This is a genomic window from Caballeronia sp. AZ7_KS35 (genome assembly GCF_023631045.1).
Lineage (GTDB): Bacteria > Pseudomonadota > Gammaproteobacteria > Burkholderiales > Burkholderiaceae > Caballeronia > Caballeronia zhejiangensis.
On the sequence record NZ_JALQDV010000030.1, the window covers coordinates 124,235 to 142,628 of the forward strand.

An 18,394-nucleotide genomic window follows, 5' to 3' on the forward strand; every position below is an offset into this window, starting at 1 on the left:
GGCAACAGCAGAGCCGATGTGCGGTTGAAACGGAAAAGCAACGTGTGCTGCGGAAGTGAGCGCTTCTGCCGTGCGCTTACGTCATGTGCGGTCGATAGGCCGATTTTGCAAGGCCAGATGACATTCTCTCGCAAATCGCTTGATTAGACAACGAATTTCGCCCGAAGGTTCCGAAAAGGAACATTCTTGCTACAGCCAGCCGGCCTTCTTGAAGCGCCAGTAGAGCACGACATCGACCACCAGCATGACCGCGAGACACGTCGGGTAGCCGTAGACCCAGTCCAGCTCGGGAATCGACTTGAAGTTCATGCCGTAGATGCCGGCGATCATCGTCGGCACGGCGAAGAGCGCGGCGAACGAGCCGAGGCGCTTGGTCACTTCGCTTTCCGCGAGCGCGATCAGACCGAGATTCACCTGGATCGCCGTGACGATCATTTCGCGCCGTCCTTCGATGGTCTTCACGATGCGCAGCAGGTGATCGTACACGTCGCGGAAATATTCCTGCATGCCGGAGCACACGCCGGGCGAGCGCCCGCCATACAGTTTGCTGACGGCTTCGAGCAGCGGCGCGGTGTGATGCTGCAGGATCGTCATGCGCCGCTTGAGCGAGTACAGATCCTCGATGATCTCGCGCGATTCCACCGAGCCTTTTTGCTCGAAGATGCGCTCTTCCACTTCGTCGACTTCCGCGCCGAGCGTCTCGAGCACGGGAAAGTATCGATCGACGACCGCATCGAGCAGCGCGTACATCACGAACGCGGGGCCGTGCTTGAGCAGATGCGGCTCGCGCTCGCAGCGCTTGCGCACTTCCTGAAAACCTTGCGTCGTGCGGTTGCGGACCGAAAGCACGTAGTTCGTGCCGACGAACACGTTCATTTCGCCGACGAGCACTTCGCCTTCTTCGTCGAATTCGACCGTATGAAAGACCGCGAACAGCGAGTCGCCGTATTCCTCGATCTTCGGCCGCTGATGACCGTGCTGCGCGTCTTCGACCGCCAGCTCGTGCAAGCCGAACTGCTGCGTCATGTGCGCGAGTTCGCCGGGACCGGGCTCTTTCAATGCAACCCAAATGAAAGAGTCGGGCAGATCGCGATAGGCGTTGATGTCGTCGATCTCGACGTCCGCGAGCTTTCGGCCATTCTGATAAGCCGCGCAATTGACCAGCATGGGGCGCCCTTTATCGTTATCTGGATATAACCGGCCACGTGTCGATGGACGCTCGAAGTCGCGTGATTTCGCCAGGGGCGCGAGCGCGTGGCCTTGATCCATCGAATCTTAGCCGGACACGCGCACGGCTGCCAGCACGCGCGGATTCTCCGGCGCTCGTTGTCTGCCGTCAGTTCGAGACGAGGTCGATGTTGTATTCGGGCGGCGCCGGCAGACTCGGGACGTGCGCCGCCTGCGAATCGAACTTGGTGAGCTTGCCTTCGACCGTCGCGCCGATATCCATGCGCAACTGCTGATAGTAAATGTTGCCCAGCACGCGCGCGTTCGACTGAAGTTCGACGAAATGCGCGACGGTGACATCGCCCGTCACGCAGCCGTTGATGATGACGTTATAAGCGCTCACGTTGCCGCGAATCGCGCCCTGATCGCTCACGACGAGCAGCGTTTCTTCGCCGGGACGGCCGGCCACGTTGCCCGTGACCTGGCCGTCCATGCGCAGGCCTTCGCTGAACTCGAGATCGCCCGAGATATGCACGTTATGCGCGACGAGCGTCGCGAGCTTGGCCATCTTGATGCCGTTGGAATCCTTCTTCGATGAAAACATGTCGAGTCCTTGCGATGCGGTAAAGGGTTGCTGCACGAAGCCCGCGCTGACGCGTGCCGCTCAATTGGGTTTTTGCTGCTTCCTGAGGAAAGCGAGATCGGTCTGCAGACGCTGGATTTCGGCCGCGCTGTCCTTTACGCGTTCTTCCAGCGAGGTACGGCTCGCCATCTCCTGTTCGAGCGCGAGCTGAGCATGCGCGAGCTGCTCGCGCAGCTTCTGCTCGGAGACGGGCGGCGCGCAGAGCGTGTCGAGCTTGCGCACGTCTTCATGCGAGCGTTTGAGTGCGAAGCCTGCGGCGGCGAGCGCCGCGATCGCACACACGGCCGCGATCAGTCCGAGCCAGATGCCCGCGCCGCGCCTCGGCGTCAGCGAATAGGACTGGCGGGAGAGTTGCAGCGACAGCCGCTTCGAATCAACTTTGCGCATGCGACAAACGCCTGAAGAGCGCGAGATAGGGAGAAGGATTGATCTGAGCGCCGTCGACGATCACTTCGAAATGCAGATGCGGCCCCGTCGAGCGGCCGGTCGAGCCGACTTCCGCGATCACCTGTCCCGGCATCACGAATTCGCCGGTTTTCACGAAGATGCGCGACGCGTGTCCATAGCGCGTCACCATGCCGTCGCTGTGGCGGATGTCGACCGAAATGCCGTAGCCGTTGCGCTCGCCCGCCGCGATGACGCGTCCGCCCGCGCTGGCGAGAATCGGCGTGCCCGCCGGTCCGGCGAAGTCGATGCCGGGATGAAAGCTCAGACGCCCCGTGAACGGGTCCAGACGGTTGCCGTAAGGCGAGCCGCTGCGCAGGCCGGGTGCCGGATTGCGGCCGGGAAAGGCCATGTACGCGGCGTAGTGGGCGAGCGTTTGCGTCTGCAATTGCGAGACTTCGTCGTTCAGGCAATCGATGATCCGATGCGCGCTCTTCAAACGCTGCCGCGGCGCGCCCGCCGCCGCGCGGCCGATATCGCACAGGCGCGGCGGCAAGGCGGGGCCGCCCGCGCCGTCGAGCGACGTGGCTGGCTCCTCGCTGTCGGGCAGCGGCGGCACGTCATGCACGCCGGACGTGCCGCCCGCGCCGTGCGCGGCCTTCAGATGCGTGTCGAATTCGTGCAGCTCGCTGACTTGCGCGGACAGGCCTTCGACGCGCGGCGTCAGCTCGATCAGCGCGGCATTGATGCGGCCGAGCTCTTCGATCTCGTACGAGCGGCGCGACATCAGCGTCTGCTCCTCGCCGAGATGGCTGCGCGCGAACATGGTGCCGATCGCGATGCCGAGCGCGAGCGCGGCCACGAGAAGCGTAATGGCGCCGATGACCGCGATGGCGCGCGCCGTGCGGGCCTCGACGAAACGGATGCGCTGGCGGGACATGGACCGCCGTGACCAGATGACGAAAGCCATTAGCGCACGGCGCGGCCCGTCGGGGCAGCGGGAAAGAAACTAGAGGAAATCACGGGAATGGAGTGCGCCGCGCTCTCCACGGCAATGCAATGAAACTGGCCGGCGATTATGCCCGAGCTCGCGTGGGCGAGTGACGTTTCGGCAGGACATCGAAGCAAAATTCCACGAATTTATCGAGTCAAATTTTGTGATGTTCGCGGTGGCGTCACGCATACCACGTTCGGTCTCGAATCGCTGTCAAAAAGCGTGTCGCCGGTCAGGATCACTTGACATCGACCCAGGCCATCTGCGCGCCGTCTCCCATCAGGAAGCCGCGGTTCGCTTCGGCCGCCGCGCGCAGGTAGTCCCATACAGCCGTGATGCGCTTCAGCTTGCGCAAATCCTCGCGGCAGGACAGATAGAAGGCGCGCGTCACGACGATATGGTCGGGCAAGACCGGCACGAAGCGCGGATCGGGCGAAGTCATGAAGCACGGCAGGATCGCGAGCGCGCGGCCCTGCAGCGCGGCGAAGTACTGCGCAATCGCGCTCGTACTGCGCCAGCGCGACACCGCGCCCGGCACCGCGCGTTCGAGATACAGCAATTCGTAGCTGAACGCGAGATCGTCGATATAGCTTGCGAAACGATGATGACGCAGATCGTCGCTCGTGCGGATCGGTTCGTGCGCGTCGAGATAGTCGGCGGTCGCGTAGAGCTTGAGCCGGTAATCGCACAGCTTCGTATAAACGTATTGGCCCTGCTCGGGTCGTTCGAGCGTGACGGCGATATCCGCCTCGCGCTTCGACAGACTCACGAAATGCGGTACCGGCAGCAGATCGATGGAGATGTTCGGATGCGCGTCCTGAAAGCGCGCGAGTTGCGGCGCGAGAAAGAAGCAGCCGAAGCCTTCCGTCGAGCCGACGCGAACGTGTCCGGACAGCGCGTGCCCCGTGTTGGCGATCTGCTCGGTCGCGGACTGCACCGTCGTCTCGATCGAATCGACGTAACCGAGCAGGCGCTGGCCTTCGGCCGTCAGAATGAATCCGCCGCTGCGCGATTTGTCGAACAGAAGCGTGCCGAGCGCGTCCTCCAGCGCGCGAACGCGCCGCGCGACCGTCGTGTAATCGACGCCCAGACGCTTCGCCGCGCCGCTCGCGCGCTGCGTGCGCGCGACTTCCAGGAAGAAGCGCAGGTCGTCCCAGTTGAGGCGCCCGATATCGAGCTTGGCGCTTGGAATAACGTTTGGCATGGCGTTTTTTTGCATATCGATCGGGTGTTTTTCTAGTGCCATGATGGACTTTTGCATAACTATACTCAAGGAAACGAGCGTGCTGCACTGCGCGCCGATTTCTTATAAACGGAGACGACATGCCTTTTCCCTTCGGCGCCGCACCGGCGCTCCGTCCGCGCGTTTTCGTTCCCCTTCGTGACAACTCATCCAAAAGGAGTGACTCGTGAATATCGCTGCTGAACATCCGGCGCAGAGTGCGTCCGTCCGTACGGCCAAACTGCTGATCGACGGCCAGTTCGTCGATTCGAAGACGACGGAGTGGCGCGACATCGTCAATCCTGCGACGCAGGAAGTCGTCGGTCGCGTGCCGTTTGCGACGGTCGATGAAGTCAACGCCGCCGCGGCCGCCGCGCACAAGGCGTTTCAGACGTGGCGCACGACGCCGCTCGGCACGCGCATGCGTCTGATGCTCAAGTTTCAGGACCTCGTGCGCCAGAACCAGAAGCGCATCGCGCGGACGCTGACGGCGGAGCAGGGCAAGACGCTCGCCGATGCCGAAGGCGACATCTTTCGCGGTCTCGAAGTGGTCGAGCACGCGTGTTCGATTTCGACGCTGCAGCAGGGCGAATTCTCCGAAAACGTCGCGGGCGGCGTCGACACGTACACGCTACGGCAGCCGCTCGGCGTGTGCGCCGGCATCACGCCGTTCAATTTCCCCGCCATGATCCCGCTGTGGATGTTCCCGATGGCGATCGTCTGCGGTAACACGTTCGTACTGAAGCCGTCCGAACAGGATCCGCTCTCGACGATGGAACTCGTCGAACTCGCGCTCGAAGCGGGCGTGCCGGCGGGCGTGCTGAACGTCGTGCATGGCGGCAAGGAAGTCGTCGATGCGATCTGCACGCATCCCGATATCAAGGCGATTTCGTTCGTCGGGTCGACGGCCGTCGGCACGCACGTCTACAACCTCGCGAGCCAGCACGGCAAGCGCGTGCAGTCGATGATGGGCGCGAAGAATCACGCCGTCGTCCTGCCCGACGCCAACAAGGAGCAGACGCTCAACGCGCTCGCGGGCGCGGGCTTCGGCGCGGCGGGTCAGCGTTGCATGGCGACGTCGGTGGCCGTGTTCGTCGGGGCGTCGAAGGACTGGGTGCCGGAACTCGTCGAGAAGGCCAGGACGCTCAAGGTCAACGGCGGCACGGAGCCGAATACGGACGTCGGCCCGGTCGTGTCGAAAGCGGCAAAGGAGCGCATTCTCGGGCTCATCAGCAAGGGCGTGGAAGAGGGCGCGACGCTCGCGCTCGATGGCCGCGATATCGACGTGAAGGGCTACGAGAAGGGCAACTTCATCGGACCGACGATCTTCACGAACGTCGATACCGACATGTCGATCTACAAGACGGAAATCTTCGGCCCGGTGCTGTGCGTGCTTGAAGCCGATACGCTCGATGACGCCATCGCGCTCGTCAATCGCAATCCGATGGGCAACGGCGTCGGCCTCTTCACGCAAAGCGGCGCGGCGGCGCGCAAGTTCCAGAGCGAGATCGATATTGGTCAGGTCGGCATCAACATTCCGATTCCGGTGCCGGTGCCCGCGTTCAGCTTCACCGGCTCGCGCGGCTCGAAGCTCGGCGACCTCGGCCCGTACGGCAAGCAGGTCGTGCAGTTCTACACGCAGACGAAAACCGTCACCGCGCGCTGGTTCGACGACGCCACCGTGAACGACGGCGTCAACACGACCATCGCGCTTCGCTAAAGGGAGATGTCCATGCGAATCGGCTTCATTGGTTTGGGTCACATGGGCGGTCCGATGGCCGCCAATCTCCTGAAGGCCGGCCACGCGGTGACGGCGTTCGATCTCGTCTCCGCCGCGCTCGATGCGGCGAAGGCGGCGGGCGCGACGCTCGCCGCATCGCCGCGCGCGGCGGCGGAAGGCGCGGAAGTCGTCATCACGATGCTGCCCGCGGCGCAGCATGTGAAGACGGTCTATCTGGGCGACGACGGCGTGCTCGCGGGCGTTGCGAAAGGCGTGCCGCTCGTCGACAGCAGCACGATCGATCCGGCGACCGCGAAGCTCATCGGCGAGGCGGCGGCGAACCAGGGCAACCCGTTCGCCGATGCCCCCGTTTCCGGCGGCGTCGTCGGCGCGCAGGCGGGTACGCTGACGTTCATGGTCGGCGCCGATGAAACGCTCTTCGAAACATTGCGTCCCGTCTTATCCGGCATGGGCAAGAACATGGTGCAATGCGGCGAAACCGGCACGGGCCAGATCGCGAAGATCTGCAATAACTTGCTGCTAGGGATTTCCATGATCGGCGTCGCCGAAGCGATGAAACTCGGCGAAACGCTCGGCATCGATCCGACGAAACTCGCGAGTATCGTCAATACATCGACTGGGCGTTGCTGGAGCTCGGATACGTGTAATCCCTATCCGGGCATCGTCGAAACCGCGCCGGCGTCGCGCGGTTATTCGGGCGGTTTTGGCGCTGATTTAATGCTCAAGGATCTCGGACTTGCCGTCGATGCAGCGCGCGCCGCGAAGCAGCCCGTATTCATGGGTGCGCTGGCACAACAGTTGTATCAGTCGATGAGCCAGCAAGGATTCGGCGGGCTCGATTTTTCGGGCATTATCAAGTTGTACGCGAAGAACTCTGGCGCTTAATACGGCTCGAACACTTTAGGAAATCGGCACGTATGCGCGTGTCGAATTTAGGGCCGGGAAATAACTGCTTTATTCAGTTGCACTGCACAACGAAGCGCGTAAAGCCTTATTGGATACGATCATCGGGAATACGATGATTCGCTTTCCAAAAAATTGTCCTATTCTGAAAGCACGACGCCCGTCTGCCGTTCGATCAGAACGCTCCGGTTTGCGCCACGGTGCAGGTAGAACGCCCGTCGTTTTCGGGCAATCAGATGAGGAGTACGCGATGCAAGTAACACGTCACTTAAATATGGAATTGCGGCACGCCACGGTGCCGACTTATGTAGCCAGCTATTTCTTCCCGTTGCTGCTATTGGCATACGAAGCTTGGCGAGTGGGGTCTTGGGTGGCGGTGAACGGCTTTAACTTTCTGAACTTCAACTCGATGGGTTACGAGTTCGCGTTGATGATTGCCGTGTTTTGCATGCAGGTCATCGTGGAAATCGCGTTCCTCGCGGGCGCCGTGCTGACGAAGCACAAGGACGTCGGACATAGACTGGCGAATTTGTCCTTGGGGCTTTTCTGTTCGCTCGTCGTGCTCGGGTTCGATCTCGCACTGCAATATGGTTTGAGCGGAAGCTGATCCTTGCTCTTTCCGACGATAAACGCCGGTTGCTTGCAACCGGCGTTCGTTTTTTTTGGATCAGCAACCCGCGGCGCTTGGTAATGCCGGCGGTGTTTCCGATCTTTCCTCGTAGCATTTTCTATCTGCATCTTTTAGCGCGGTGCGCAAGCCTTCTTCCACGACCGGATGATAGAAAGGCAGTTTGAGCGCTTCATCGAGCGTCAATTCCAGTTGCAGCGCCCACGCCAGCAGATGCCCGAGATGCTCCATCGCCGGGCCGCAGCCTTGCGCGCCGCGCAGCTTGCCGGTTTTCGCGTCGGCATAGACGTGCAGCAGGCCGCGATTCTGACGCATGACGCGGCTTCGTCCCTGATTCTCGAACGATGCTTCTCCTGTGACCGTCATCGGCTTGTCGAGATCGTCATACGATGCGCCGACGATCGCCACCTGCGGCTCGCAGAACACGATCGAGAACGGCACCTTGCGCTCGATCCGCTGCACGTCCGGAAAGCGCGCGGCGTTGTCGCCGGCGAGCTTGCCTTCGTCGGCGGCGTCGTGGAGCCACGGGCGTGCGCCGTCGCAATCGCCCGCGATGAAAATCGCGCTGTCGCCGCATTGCATCGTTGTTTCGTCGAAAAGCGGCGCGCCTTTTTCGTTCAGTTCGATGCCCGCGTTTTCCAGCGCGAGCGGCTTCAGATTCGGCGCGCGTCCGGTCGCGGCGAGCACGAGATCGAAGCGTTCGACGCGCGCCACGCCGTCCGGCGACGTGAAGCGCAGCGTCGGCTGGCCGCCCTCTAGCGACATGCCGTCGATTTTCGCGTCGGGATCGAAATAGAACTCGTCGGCGAGCGCGGCGATAAGCGCATCGCGCACCGGTTTGTCCGTAATCGCTCCCGCGCTGCCGCCTTTGCCGAACATGAAAATTTCGATGCCGAGCCGCGCGAGCGCTTGCCCCAACTCGAGCGCGATCGGTCCCGCGCCGAACACGGCGATGCGCTTCGGCAACGTGCGCAGTTCGAAGAGATCGTCGCTCGTGATGAGTTTGTCGCCGAACACCTTCAGCTCGTCGGGCACGCTCGGCGCGGCGCCCGTCGCGATGACGACGCTTTTGGCCTCGACGCGCGTGTCGTCGCCGATCCGCAATCGCGTCGGCGCTTCGAAGCGCGCCTTGCCGCGCAGCAGCATGCCATCCGGCAGCGCTTTGATTTCGTCGAGTACGCCCTTGACGAAGTGATCGCGTTCGCGCCGCACGTAATCGAGCACGCGCGCGCGATCGGCTTCGAGCGCGTGCGTGCCTTCGATGCCGCGCGCGGCGAGCGAATGCGCGTCGTGCAAGCCGTTGGCCGCCGCGAGCAGCAGCTTCGACGGCATGCAGCCGACGCGCGCGCAGGTCGTGCCCGGTTCGCCGCCCTCGATCAGCACCGCGTTCGCGCCCGCGAGCCGCGCCGCGCGAAACGCGGCCATGCCGGCCGTGCCCGCGCCGATCACGGCGACGTCCACCTTGATTGGGTTCATTCCGTTGTCCGCCATCAGCCGTTATCCGCGAATCCCGGATAGAGCGTCATGCCGCCATCGACGAAAAGCGTCGTGCCGACGACGTAATCGCTATCGTCAGACGCAAGCCACACCGCCGCGCGCCCGATATCCTCGACCTCGCCGACGCGCCCATACGGAATCAGCGTCAGCAACTTGTCGAGCTTGTCCTGCGTATCCCAAGCGTCCTTGTTGATCGGGGTGCGGATTGCGCCGGGCGCGATGCCGTTCACGCGAATGCGCTGCGGCGCGACTTCCTGCGCGATGGTTTTCATCATCATCTGAATGCCGCCCTTGGACGCAGCGTAGTTCACGTGTCCCGCCCACGGAATGACCTCGTGCACGGAACTCATGCAGATGATCTTCCCGAGCGCCTTCGACACGTCGCGCATGCCGCGCCGCTCGAATTCGCGCACGGCGCGCTGCGCGGTGAGGAACTGGCCGGTGAGATTCGTTTCGATGACCGTCTTCCAGTCGTCGAGCGTGAGCGCGGTGAACTTCGCGTCCTTCTGCAAGCCCGAATTCGCGACGACGATATCGACCGTGCCGTAGCGCTTCACGACGGCATCGAACATCGCGTCGATCTGGGTTTCGTCGGAGACGTCCGCGCCGACCGCGAACGCTTCGCCGCCTTTCGCCGTGATCGCGGCGGCGAGCTTTTCGGCGGGTTCCGCGTGCGAGTGATAGTTGATGGCGACGTGCGCGCCCGCATCGGCGAGCGCGGTCGCGACGCCCGTGCCGATGCCCGAACTCGCGCCCGTCACGAGCGCAATCTGGCCTGCGAGGGGTTTATGCATATGCGCTCCTGCATTTGTATTAATTTGTGCCTGAGGCAAATTGCGCGCCCGCCGGCGCAAGTTCGCGAACAGGAAACGCCGATAATGCGGCCTTTAGGCTACGCGCGCGGGAACCATGTTTCGACTGCAGCTATTTTTCGTCTTTCTGATGGCATTCCATCTATCGGACAGTCATGCAACCAGCGCCTACGACGCGTTGCGTGCGCCGGTTCCCGCATTGCCCGGCGAACGCGTCGTGCAAGTGCCGGTCGGCGAGCGCGGCGATACCGCGCAATTGCAGGTGACGATCGCGATGCCGGAGGGCGCGGGACCGTTTCCGCTCGCCGTCATCAATCATGGCGGTTACGGCAAGAAAACGAAGGCGACGATGCCACGCTTTCATCTCACCTATCTGGCGAACTACTTCATGTCGCGCGGCTATGCGGTTGCGCTGCCGATGATGCGCGGCTACGCGGGATCGACGGGCGAACTGCGCGCGCACGGGTGCGATCTGGCGGGGCTCGCGAACAAGGCGGCGGACGATATCGGCAAGGTCATCGCGTACATGCGTCAGCAGCCTTACGTCGACGGTTCGCGCGTCGTTGTCGCAGGAGAGAGCGCGGGCGGTTGGTACAGCCTCGCGTTCGGGGCGCGAAACGCGCCGGAAGTGAAGGGCGTCGTGAACTTCTACGGCGGCGTGCGCGTCGACGTATGCGCGTCGGACGACGCTGCGCTCATCCGCGACAGCGCGGCGCTCGGCGCGCGTGCGCACGTTCCGTCGCTGTGGCTGTACGGCGAGAACGATTCGTTCTTTCCGGCCGGCACCTGGCGGGAAATGTTCGCGCGCTACACGTCGGCGGGCGCGAACGCCGAACTGGCGAACTACGGCGCCTTCATGACCGATTCCCACAAGCTGCTGGGTTCATGGGAAGGCTTGCGCGTGTGGACGCCGAAACTCGATGCGTTCCTGAAGAAAATCGGCATGCCGTTCGCGTCGATTTACCCGGAGAACATGCCGATGGCGACGCCGCCCTCGAGCGGATACGCCGCCGTCGACGACATCGCCGCCGTGCCGTATCTCGGCAGCGAGGGCATGCGCGCGCTGTATCGGAAGTTCCTCTCGAAGCCGATTCCGCGCGCGTTTGCAATCGGACCGAACGGCGGCGCGGCGGCGCACGGCGGCTTCGATCCGTTGACGCAGGCCCTGCGCGACTGTGCGGCGCTCACGGCCGATTGCCGTCTCTATGCGTACGACGATCAGGTGGTCTGGACGCGCTCGGGCCCGCCCGCGACCGGTTTCGCCGCGCTTGCCGATGCGAGCGCCGTGCCGTTCATCGACGCCGCCGGTCGCAAGGGCTACGACGCGTTTCTGAAGTTGCCGCGTCCGCGCGCTTTCGTGATCGCGCCGGATGGCGCGTGGTCGATCGCGGCACTCGGGCCGGACCCGATCGCATCGGCGATCGCGCATTGCAGTCGCAAGCATCGCGGCTGCGCGCTCTACGCGGCGGATGGCGACGTCGTCTGGACGGCTCAGCCGCCCGTCAGATCCCGATAAACCTCCGCGTACTTGAGCGCGGCGTCTTCCCAGCCGAAGCTCTGGCCCATCGCGCGCTTGACGACGGCCTTCCACTCCGTGCGACGCGCCTTGAGCGCGAACGCGCGCCGGATCGCGCCGACGATGCCCGCGCGATCGAAAGTATCGAAGACGAAGCCGGTCGCGAGATCCTCGGCGAGATTTTCGAGCGATGAATCGACGACGGTATCCGCGAGCCCGCCCACGCGATGCACGAGCGGCAGCGAGCCGTACGCGAGCGCGTAGAGCTGCGTGAGCCCGCACGGCTCGAAGCGCGACGGCACCATCACGACGTCGCTGCCCGCGATGATCGAATGCGAAAGCGTCTCGTCGAAGCCGAGTTCGACCGCGACCGCGCCCGGATGCGCCGCCGCCGCGTTCTTCATGCCGGTTTCGAGCGCCGGGTCGCCGGTGCCGAGCACGACGAGCTGGCCGCCGCGCTGGACGATATCGGGCACGGCCGAAAGCAGCAGGTCGAGTCCTTTCTGCTCCGTCAGACGGCTGACGACGCCGAAGAGCAGGGCGTCGTCGTCCTTCGCGAGACCCATGCGCTCCTGCAGCGCCGTCTTGCATTTCGACTTGCCGCCGATCTTCGCCTGCGTGTATTTCGACGCGATGGATTCATCGGCGGTCGGGCTCCAGATCGAATAATCGACGCCGTTCAGAATCCCGGTGATGTCGTGCGTGCGCGTCTGCAGGAGACCGTGCAGTCCGGCGCCTTGCGCCTGCGTCTGGATTTCGCGCGCGTAGGTCGGGCTGACGGTAGTGATGCGATCGGCGAAATAAAGCCCCGCCTTGAGAAACGAGACGTGGCCGTAGAATTCGACGCCTTCCACCGCGTAGAAATCGCCGGGCAATTGCAGCGCGCCGAATTCCGAAGCCGGAAACGTGCCTTGATACGCCAGGTTGTGCACCGTCATCACAGTGCCGACCCGCGCCGCGCCGCCGCGCTCGAACGCGCGCAGATACGCCGGCGCAAGTCCCGCATGCCAGTCGTGAGCGTGGACGATACGCGGCTTCCATGCCGGGTCCACGCCCGTCGCGATGCGCGCCGCCGCCCAGCCGAGCAGCGCGAAGCGGCGATCGTTATCGGCATAGGGGCGATTCGTCGCATCCATATACGGATTGCCCGGACGATCGTAAAACTGATCGGCGCGCACCACATACACGACGATGCCGTGCGGCTGCAGCACGCCGCGCTCGAGGCGGATATTGCCCGCGCCGAACGCGCTGCCGAGATCGGCCACGGGCTGAAGATCGTCGAGACCCGCGAGCACGGCGGGAAAGCCCGGCAGCACGACGCGCGCGTTCGTGCCCAGTTGCGATTGCGCGGGCGGCAACGCGCCGACGACATCGGCGAGGCCGCCGGTTTTCAACAGCGGAAACATTTCTGCTGCGGCATGCAGCACGCATACGGTCATCGGCACTCCCGTCGATTGGTTTTTATTGGCCGGCGCGCGGCGTCTAACGCTGTCCGAGCCGCGCCAGCGCGTCGCGTGTGATGAGCGTGACGCCGGACTCCGTGCGGAAGAAACGCGCGGCATCGTCGTCCGGATCCTCGCCGACCACGAGACCTTCGGGCACCGTGCAGCCGCGGTCGATCACGACCTTCTGCAAACGGCAACTCGGCCCGATGGTCACTTGCGGCAACAAGACTGCCTCATTGATGTTACAGAACGAGTGGACCCGCACCGCCGACGAAAACACCGACTTCGACACCTGCGATCCCGAGATCACGCAGCCGCCGCACACGAGCAGATTGGTGATCGCGCCTTGCTGCCCGTTCAGGTCGCGTACGAACTTGCCGGGCGGCAACTGCTCCTGATTCGTCCAGATCGGCCATTTGCGGTCGTACAAATCGAGCTCCGGAATCGTCGATGCGAGATCGAGATTCGCGGACCAGTACGCATCGACGGTGCCGACATCGCGCCAGTACGCGGGCGCTTCCGGATCGCTGCTCGACGTCACGCACGACATGCTGAACGGATGCGCGATCGCCTTGCCGGTCGTCACGACGCGCGGAATGATGTCCTTGCCGAAATCGTGATCCGTGTTCGACGTCTCGATGTTTTCCTGCAGCAGGTCATACAAATACTTCGCGCTGAACACGTAGATGCCCATGCTCGCGAGCGCGATGTCGGGCTTGCCGGGCATCGCGGGCGGATCGGCGGGCTTTTCCAGGAAATCGGTGACGCGGCGGTTTTCATCGACGTGCATCACGCCGAACGCGACCGCATCCATGCGCGGCACCTCGATGCAGCCGACCGTGCAGTCCGCGCCGCTTTCCACATGGTCGAGCACCATGCGCGTGTAATCCATCTTGTAGATGTGATCGCCCGCCAGCACGATGACGAACTCCGGCCCGATCGAGCGGACGATATCGAGGTTCTGATAGACCGCGTCGGCGGTGCCGCGATACCAGCTCGAATCCACGCGCTGCTGCGCCGGCCAGATATCGATGAACTCGTTGAACTCGCCGCGCAGGAAACCCCAGCCGCGCTGCAGATGGCGGATGAGCGAATGCGCCTTGTATTGCGTGACGACCGCGATGCGGCGGATGCCGGAATTGAGGCAGTTGGACAGCGCGAAGTCGATGATGCGGTACTTGCCGCCGAAGTGGACGGCCGGCTTCACGCGCTTGTCGGTGAGCGGACCGAGCCGGGTGCCGCGCCCGCCGGCGAGGACGATTGCGAGGGTCGACTTCTGCAAATCGGTGCGATTCTTAGCCAGCATCTCCATGTCAGCCTCCTGATTTGACCTGCGACTATTGATGTTCGATGTCTTGCCGTGTGTGCGTCCTCGTATGCTTTTGTCGGTATCTGTCGATGGAGCATTATCCGGCGCGCATTCGAATTCGTGTGCTGAAGTCGCCCGTTTTTTTCGCCGGGCGATGCGGACCGTTTCGCCGTCCGCATCGAGCAATGCGTGTGCCGAACGCGCACGAGCGTGCTGCGGTGTTGCAGACGCGCGACCTTTGGACTTCCTGTCGGTCGCATCGCTCGACAAAACGCGTCCGCGCAATTTATAACGGGCACGCCATGCCGCAGTGCGTCGAGGCACGGCACAATATGAAGGTTGCACTGCCCGCGCACGGCGTCCGCGGGCGTGCTTTCCGAAACCATCGTCGCGTTGCGCTGCACGGCGCTGGCGCGCGACGAGCGTTTCGACGTTTCATCCGACCGGACACGATCAATCGGGAAAGCAGAACATGAACAACGTCCTGAGCATTCAATCGCATGTGGTGTTCGGCCATGCGGGCAACAGCGCGGCGGTTTTTCCCATGCGGCGACTCGGCGTGAACGTCTGGCCGCTCAACACCGTGCAGTTTTCCAATCACACGCAGTACGGCCGCTGGACAGGCAGCGCCTTCGATGCCGACGAATTGCAGAACGTCATCGAAGGCATCGGCGCGATCGGTGTGCTCGGGCGCTGCAACGCGGTGCTCTCCGGTTATCTCGGCGCGCCGGAGCAGGGCCGCGCGGTCGTCGAAATCGTGAAGATGGTGAAGGCGGTGAATCCGCGCGCGCTTTATTTTTGCGATCCGGTCATGGGTCAGACGGGCGGCTGCACGGTCGCGGCCGGCATCGAGGATTTCCTCGTCACGACGATGCCCGGAATCGCCGATGCGATCATGCCCAATCACGTCGAGCTGGAAAAGCTCGTCGGGCGTCCGATCGAGACGGTCGAGGAAGCCGTCGACGCATGCCGCGAAGTGATCGCGCGCGGGCCGCGCATCGTGCTGGTGAAGCATCTGCTCGATCGCAACAGCCGCGCCGACACCTTCAATATGCTCGCCGTCACGCCCGGCGAGGCGTGGTTCGCGCAGCGCCCGCTGTATCCGTTCGCGCGCCAGCCGGTGGGCGTCGGCGATCTGACCAGCGCGGTCTTCGTCGCGCGCACCTTGCAGGGCGACTCGCTGCGCACCGCGCTCGAGCACACGCTCGCGGCGGTCAATGCCGTCGTCAAGGCAACGTACGATGCCGGGCGTTACGAACTGGAGATCGTCGCATCGCAGGACGAGATCGCGAAGCCGACCGACCGTTTCCCCGCGATCCGCGTGACCGGCACGGAGATGGTCAAGGGCGGCTAGCTCGCGTCCATCAGACCGAAACGCCACGAAAGGCGCCGCGTCGCGGAAAGCAGCGCGCGGGCGAGCGGGCCGTCCGCGGCGCTGTCGAAGCCCCCCGACGAACCGATCAACGCGATCACGAGGCACACGCTGCCGGTGTGATCGAACACGGGCGCGGCCAGCGTATGGATGCCGGGCACCGGCGCGCCGAGCGCCGTATCGAGGCCGCGTTCGCGGATGTCGTCGAGCCGTGCGCGATACGCGGCGTCGCTTCCCGCAGCCGCTTGCGCGCCCGCGAGGCGGATGGCGTCCTGCGTCATCAGGCTCGCGAGCATGTCGGCGGGAAGGTGCGCGGCGTACACCCGCCCGATCGCGGTGTTGACGAGCGACATCACCGTGCCGACGCGCAAGCTCACATGCTGCGGCCGCGCCGATTCCTCCAGCCGGATCACGGTCGGGCCGAGCGGTCCGAGCGCGGCGGCGGCGACCGTCATCGATGTGCTCGCGGCGAGCGCGACGATCTCGGCTTCGGCATCGCGGATCGGCGAAAGGCGCTGCAGCGCGATCAGCCCGAGCTCGCGGCTCAGCGGGCCGGCGTGGAATAACCCGGCGTCGTCGCGCGCGAGCAGGCCGACCTTCACCAGACTCACCAGATGCGCGAACGCCTTCGCGGGCGGCATGCCGGCCGCGGCCGCGAGGTCGCGCAGCGTGAGCGGCTCGCCGGCGGCGACCAGCGCGCGCAGCAGATCGCCGGTCGCGTCGAGCGCGTTGATGCCGCGCTGCGGTTTCGTGTCTTCGTCGAAGATCGTCATGAAAGCAGCCCGGAAATGTCGCGCGCGGCGTCCTTCAGCGCGTGCGCGAGCGGGCCGTCCCACGCGACGTCGACGAGGCCGGTCGGTCCGATCGCCGTCAGTGCGAGCTGCATCCGATGCGCGCCGTCGAACACCGGCACGCTCATGCTGCTCACGCCGGGACTCGGCGCATCGACGCTGCGTTCGATGCCGCGCGCGCGAATCGCTTCGATGCACGCGGCCATCTCCGGCGCATCGGCTTCGGCCTGATGCGCGAGCATCGCGGCGACGCGGGTGTCGTCGTCGAACGCGCGGAACACGCGGCCCGTGGACGTCGCCGAGAGCGACATCACCGTGCCCACGTGCAGATTCACATGCAGCGGATAGCCGCCGCGCTCATAGCGCACGATCGTCGGCCCTTGCGGCCCGGCGACGCTGACCGCGACGCTCATGCCGGTCGCGAGCGCCAGCGCCGACACGCGCGGCGCGGCGGCCCGATACGCCGGCTGATGCTCGAGATTCAACAGGCCGAGCCTGAGCGAGAGCGGCCCCGGCTCGTAATTCCCGGTGAGCGCGTCGCGCTTGACGAGACCGAGCCGCGTCAAGCTCACGAGGTACGTGTGGGCCTGCGCGGTCGACAGTTCGGCCGCTTCGGCCAGCGCGCTCAACGCAAGCGGCTCGCGACGCGCGGCGAGCGCATCGAGCAGACGCGCGCCGACTTCGACGCTCTGGATGCCGCGCTGTTTCTTTTCTTCGCCGATTTCGGAACGAGCCAAAAGCACTCCGCGATCTATAAAGGATGAACGAACCGCAGATGTTAGCCGAGCAGGAATCATCCGATGAAGCGATTCGGTACTTACCCGTAATTTGCAAATAGCAAGTACGCTTGCTGTTGACAAACAACGGCATCACGCCGATCATCAACCCATCCCCACGAGAATGGAAGCGAGACACGACCATGGCAAAAGCATTCGCATCGCAGGCCGATCTGGAAGAGAAGAAGATCACGTTCACGCAACTCTCCGAGAACGCGTACGCGTACACGGCGGAAGGCGATCCCAACTCGGGCGTGATCATCGGCGACGACGGCGTGCTCATCGTCGATACGACCGCCACGCCCGCAATGGCGCAGGATCTCATCGCGAAAATCCGCAGCGTCACCGACAAGCCGATCAAGTACGTCGTGCTGTCGCACTATCACGCGGTGCGCGTGCTCGGCGCGTCGGCGTATTTCGCGGAAGGCGCGCAGCAGGTCATCGCGAGCCGCGGCACGTATGAAATGATCGTCGAGCGCGGCGAGCAGGACATGAAATCGGAGATCGAGCGCTTTCCGCGCCTTTTCGCCGGTGTCGAGACGGTGCCGGGCCTGACGTGGCCGACGCTCGTCTTCGAGAAGGAAATCACGCTGTTCCTCGGCAAGCTCGAAGTGAAGATCGCGCATCTCGGCGCGGGTCACACGAAGGGCGATACGGTCGTCTGGCTGCCGTCGCAGAAAGTGCTGTTTTCGGGCGATCTCGTCGAGTACGACGCCGCCTGTTACTGCGGCGATGCCCAACTCGAAGAATGGCCCGCGACGCTCGAAGCGCTGCGCGCGCTGAAGGCCGACAAACTCGTGCCGGGACGCGGTCCGGCGCTGCTCTCGCCGGCGGAAGTCGACAAGGGCCTCGATTACACGAAGGACTTCGTCACGACGCTCTTGCAGGCGGGCCGCGAGGCCGTCGCCGAGAAGCTCGACCTGAAGGGATCGATGGCGCTGACGCGCAAGGCGATGGATCCGAAATTCGGTCACGTCTTCATCTACGAGCACTGCCTGCCGTTCGACGTCTCGCGCGCTTACGACGAAGCGAGCGGCATCAAGCATCCGCGTATCTGGACGGCCCAGCGCGACCAGGAAATGTGGGCCGCACTGCAGGACTGACCGCCGTTTCTTGCGGCGCGCACTGACGCGCCGCTTCTCCCTCTCTCAAGGCAAAAGGCGCGCGCAAGACGCCGGCCTCATTACGCCCATC

At 64.0% G+C, this 18,394-nt stretch carries 15 protein-coding genes and 1 pseudogene; 6 read left to right on the top strand and 10 right to left on the bottom strand.

All coding sequences use genetic code 11. From position 1 onward, the window contains the following. Window positions 1-189: 189 nt before the first annotated feature. From corA to NCT05_RS18920, 5 genes are all read right to left on the bottom strand, one after another. Window positions 190-1,167 carry a magnesium/cobalt transporter CorA gene (gene corA / locus NCT05_RS18900; RefSeq protein WP_008353501.1) on the bottom strand — a complete coding sequence of 326 codons (978 nt, stop codon included), beginning with the start codon at window positions 1,165-1,167 and terminating at the stop codon, window positions 190-192. A 169-nt stretch (window positions 1,168-1,336) separates the two neighbouring features. Next, a complete protein-coding gene (locus NCT05_RS18905) occupies window positions 1,337-1,771 on the bottom strand; it encodes a bactofilin family protein (RefSeq protein ID WP_175979247.1) in 435 nt (144 codons plus the stop codon). A gap of 60 nt (window positions 1,772-1,831) precedes the next feature. Then, window positions 1,832-2,197 carry a hypothetical protein gene (locus NCT05_RS18910; protein ID WP_250456711.1) on the bottom strand — a complete coding sequence of 122 codons (366 nt, stop codon included), beginning with the start codon at window positions 2,195-2,197 and terminating at the stop codon, window positions 1,832-1,834. Continuing rightward, window positions 2,184-3,134, bottom strand: a complete 951-nt coding sequence (locus NCT05_RS18915) for a M23 family metallopeptidase (RefSeq protein WP_008353496.1) — start codon at window positions 3,132-3,134, stop codon at window positions 2,184-2,186. The genes NCT05_RS18910 and NCT05_RS18915 overlap by 14 nt, the downstream gene beginning before the upstream one ends. A gap of 292 nt (window positions 3,135-3,426) precedes the next feature. Continuing rightward, entirely contained in the window at window positions 3,427-4,407 is a 981-nt protein-coding gene (locus tag NCT05_RS18920; RefSeq protein WP_502800883.1) for a LysR family transcriptional regulator, read from the bottom strand. Window positions 4,408-4,597: 190 nt separating this feature from the next. On the opposite strand from NCT05_RS18920, the gene NCT05_RS18925 reads away from it, so the two are divergent. The 3 genes from NCT05_RS18925 to NCT05_RS18935 all read left to right on the top strand — a co-directional run bounded on the left by NCT05_RS18925 (window position 4,598) and on the right by NCT05_RS18935 (window position 7,661). Next, on the top strand, window positions 4,598-6,130 hold the full coding sequence (locus NCT05_RS18925; RefSeq protein WP_250502930.1) for a CoA-acylating methylmalonate-semialdehyde dehydrogenase: 1,533 nt from the start codon (window positions 4,598-4,600) through the stop codon (window positions 6,128-6,130). A 12-nt stretch (window positions 6,131-6,142) separates the two neighbouring features. Next, window positions 6,143-7,036 carry a 3-hydroxyisobutyrate dehydrogenase gene (gene mmsB / locus NCT05_RS18930; RefSeq protein WP_250502931.1) on the top strand — a complete coding sequence of 298 codons (894 nt, stop codon included), beginning with the start codon at window positions 6,143-6,145 and terminating at the stop codon, window positions 7,034-7,036. 109 nt (window positions 7,037-7,145) lie between these two features. Next, window positions 7,146-7,661, top strand: a complete 516-nt coding sequence (locus tag NCT05_RS18935; RefSeq protein ID WP_250480814.1) for a hypothetical protein — start codon at window positions 7,146-7,148, stop codon at window positions 7,659-7,661. A 60-nt stretch (window positions 7,662-7,721) separates the two neighbouring features. Here NCT05_RS18935 and NCT05_RS18940 read toward each other — a convergent pair whose 3' ends face one another. Further along, the gene (locus tag NCT05_RS18940; RefSeq protein WP_175979253.1) at window positions 7,722-9,158 is read right to left on the bottom strand and encodes a dihydrolipoyl dehydrogenase; all 1,437 of its coding nucleotides are present in this window, start codon (window positions 9,156-9,158) and stop codon (window positions 7,722-7,724) included. A 14-nt stretch (window positions 9,159-9,172) separates the two neighbouring features. Continuing rightward, window positions 9,173-9,973, bottom strand: coding sequence for an SDR family oxidoreductase (locus tag NCT05_RS18945; protein WP_175979254.1), 801 nt, complete (start codon window positions 9,971-9,973; stop codon window positions 9,173-9,175). Between the two features lie 148 nt (window positions 9,974-10,121). Here NCT05_RS18945 and NCT05_RS18950 point away from each other — a divergent pair, with 148 nt between their 5' ends. Next, window positions 10,122-11,507: a dienelactone hydrolase family protein gene (locus NCT05_RS18950; protein WP_250502932.1), complete on the top strand. Its 1,386-nt coding sequence runs from the start codon at window positions 10,122-10,124 to the stop codon at window positions 11,505-11,507. Here NCT05_RS18950 and glgA read toward each other — a convergent pair. Both glgA and glgC read right to left on the bottom strand, forming a co-directional pair. Continuing rightward, on the bottom strand, window positions 11,483-12,946 hold the full coding sequence (gene glgA, locus NCT05_RS18955) for a glycogen synthase GlgA (RefSeq protein WP_250502933.1): 1,464 nt from the start codon (window positions 12,944-12,946) through the stop codon (window positions 11,483-11,485). The genes NCT05_RS18950 and glgA overlap by 25 nt on opposite strands. A gap of 43 nt (window positions 12,947-12,989) precedes the next feature. Continuing rightward, the gene (gene glgC / locus NCT05_RS18960; RefSeq protein WP_008353483.1) at window positions 12,990-14,264 is read right to left on the bottom strand and encodes a glucose-1-phosphate adenylyltransferase; all 1,275 of its coding nucleotides are present in this window, start codon (window positions 14,262-14,264) and stop codon (window positions 12,990-12,992) included. 469 nt (window positions 14,265-14,733) lie between these two features. Between glgC and pdxY the strand changes: the two genes are divergently transcribed. After that, on the top strand, window positions 14,734-15,615 hold the full coding sequence (gene pdxY, locus NCT05_RS18965; RefSeq protein WP_033536161.1) for a pyridoxal kinase PdxY: 882 nt from the start codon (window positions 14,734-14,736) through the stop codon (window positions 15,613-15,615). Here the strand turns inward: pdxY and NCT05_RS18970 are convergent. Further along, a pseudogene (locus NCT05_RS18970) lies at window positions 15,612-17,221 on the bottom strand (IclR family transcriptional regulator). The gene pdxY and the pseudogene NCT05_RS18970 overlap by 4 nt on opposite strands. A gap of 122 nt (window positions 17,222-17,343) precedes the next feature. On the opposite strand from NCT05_RS18970, the gene NCT05_RS18975 reads away from it, so the two are divergent. Next, window positions 17,344-18,303: an MBL fold metallo-hydrolase gene (locus tag NCT05_RS18975; RefSeq protein WP_250440560.1), complete on the top strand. Its 960-nt coding sequence runs from the start codon at window positions 17,344-17,346 to the stop codon at window positions 18,301-18,303. Window positions 18,304-18,394 lie beyond the last annotated feature (91 nt).

Coding starts and splice junctions, on each gene's coding strand:
- NCT05_RS18975 (WP_250440560.1), top strand. CDS start 17,344: ATGGCAAAAGCATTCGCATCGCAGGCCGATCTGGAAGAGAAGAAGATC.
- mmsB (WP_250502931.1), top strand. CDS start 6,143: ATGCGAATCGGCTTCATTGGTTTGGGTCACATGGGCGGTCCGATGGCC.
- glgC (WP_008353483.1), bottom strand. CDS start 14,264: ATGGAGATGCTGGCTAAGAATCGCACCGATTTGCAGAAGTCGACCCTC.
- NCT05_RS18945 (WP_175979254.1), bottom strand. CDS start 9,973: ATGCATAAACCCCTCGCAGGCCAGATTGCGCTCGTGACGGGCGCGAGT.
- NCT05_RS18905 (WP_175979247.1), bottom strand. CDS start 1,771: ATGTTTTCATCGAAGAAGGATTCCAACGGCATCAAGATGGCCAAGCTC.
- pdxY (WP_033536161.1), top strand. CDS start 14,734: ATGAACAACGTCCTGAGCATTCAATCGCATGTGGTGTTCGGCCATGCG.
- NCT05_RS18910 (WP_250456711.1), bottom strand. CDS start 2,197: ATGCGCAAAGTTGATTCGAAGCGGCTGTCGCTGCAACTCTCCCGCCAG.
- NCT05_RS18950 (WP_250502932.1), top strand. CDS start 10,122: ATGGCATTCCATCTATCGGACAGTCATGCAACCAGCGCCTACGACGCG.
- glgA (WP_250502933.1), bottom strand. CDS start 12,946: ATGACCGTATGCGTGCTGCATGCCGCAGCAGAAATGTTTCCGCTGTTG.
- NCT05_RS18940 (WP_175979253.1), bottom strand. CDS start 9,158: ATGAACCCAATCAAGGTGGACGTCGCCGTGATCGGCGCGGGCACGGCC.
- NCT05_RS18915 (WP_008353496.1), bottom strand. CDS start 3,134: ATGTCCCGCCAGCGCATCCGTTTCGTCGAGGCCCGCACGGCGCGCGCC.
- corA (WP_008353501.1), bottom strand. CDS start 1,167: ATGCTGGTCAATTGCGCGGCTTATCAGAATGGCCGAAAGCTCGCGGAC.
- NCT05_RS18920 (WP_502800883.1), bottom strand. CDS start 4,407: ATGCAAAAAAACGCCATGCCAAACGTTATTCCAAGCGCCAAGCTCGAT.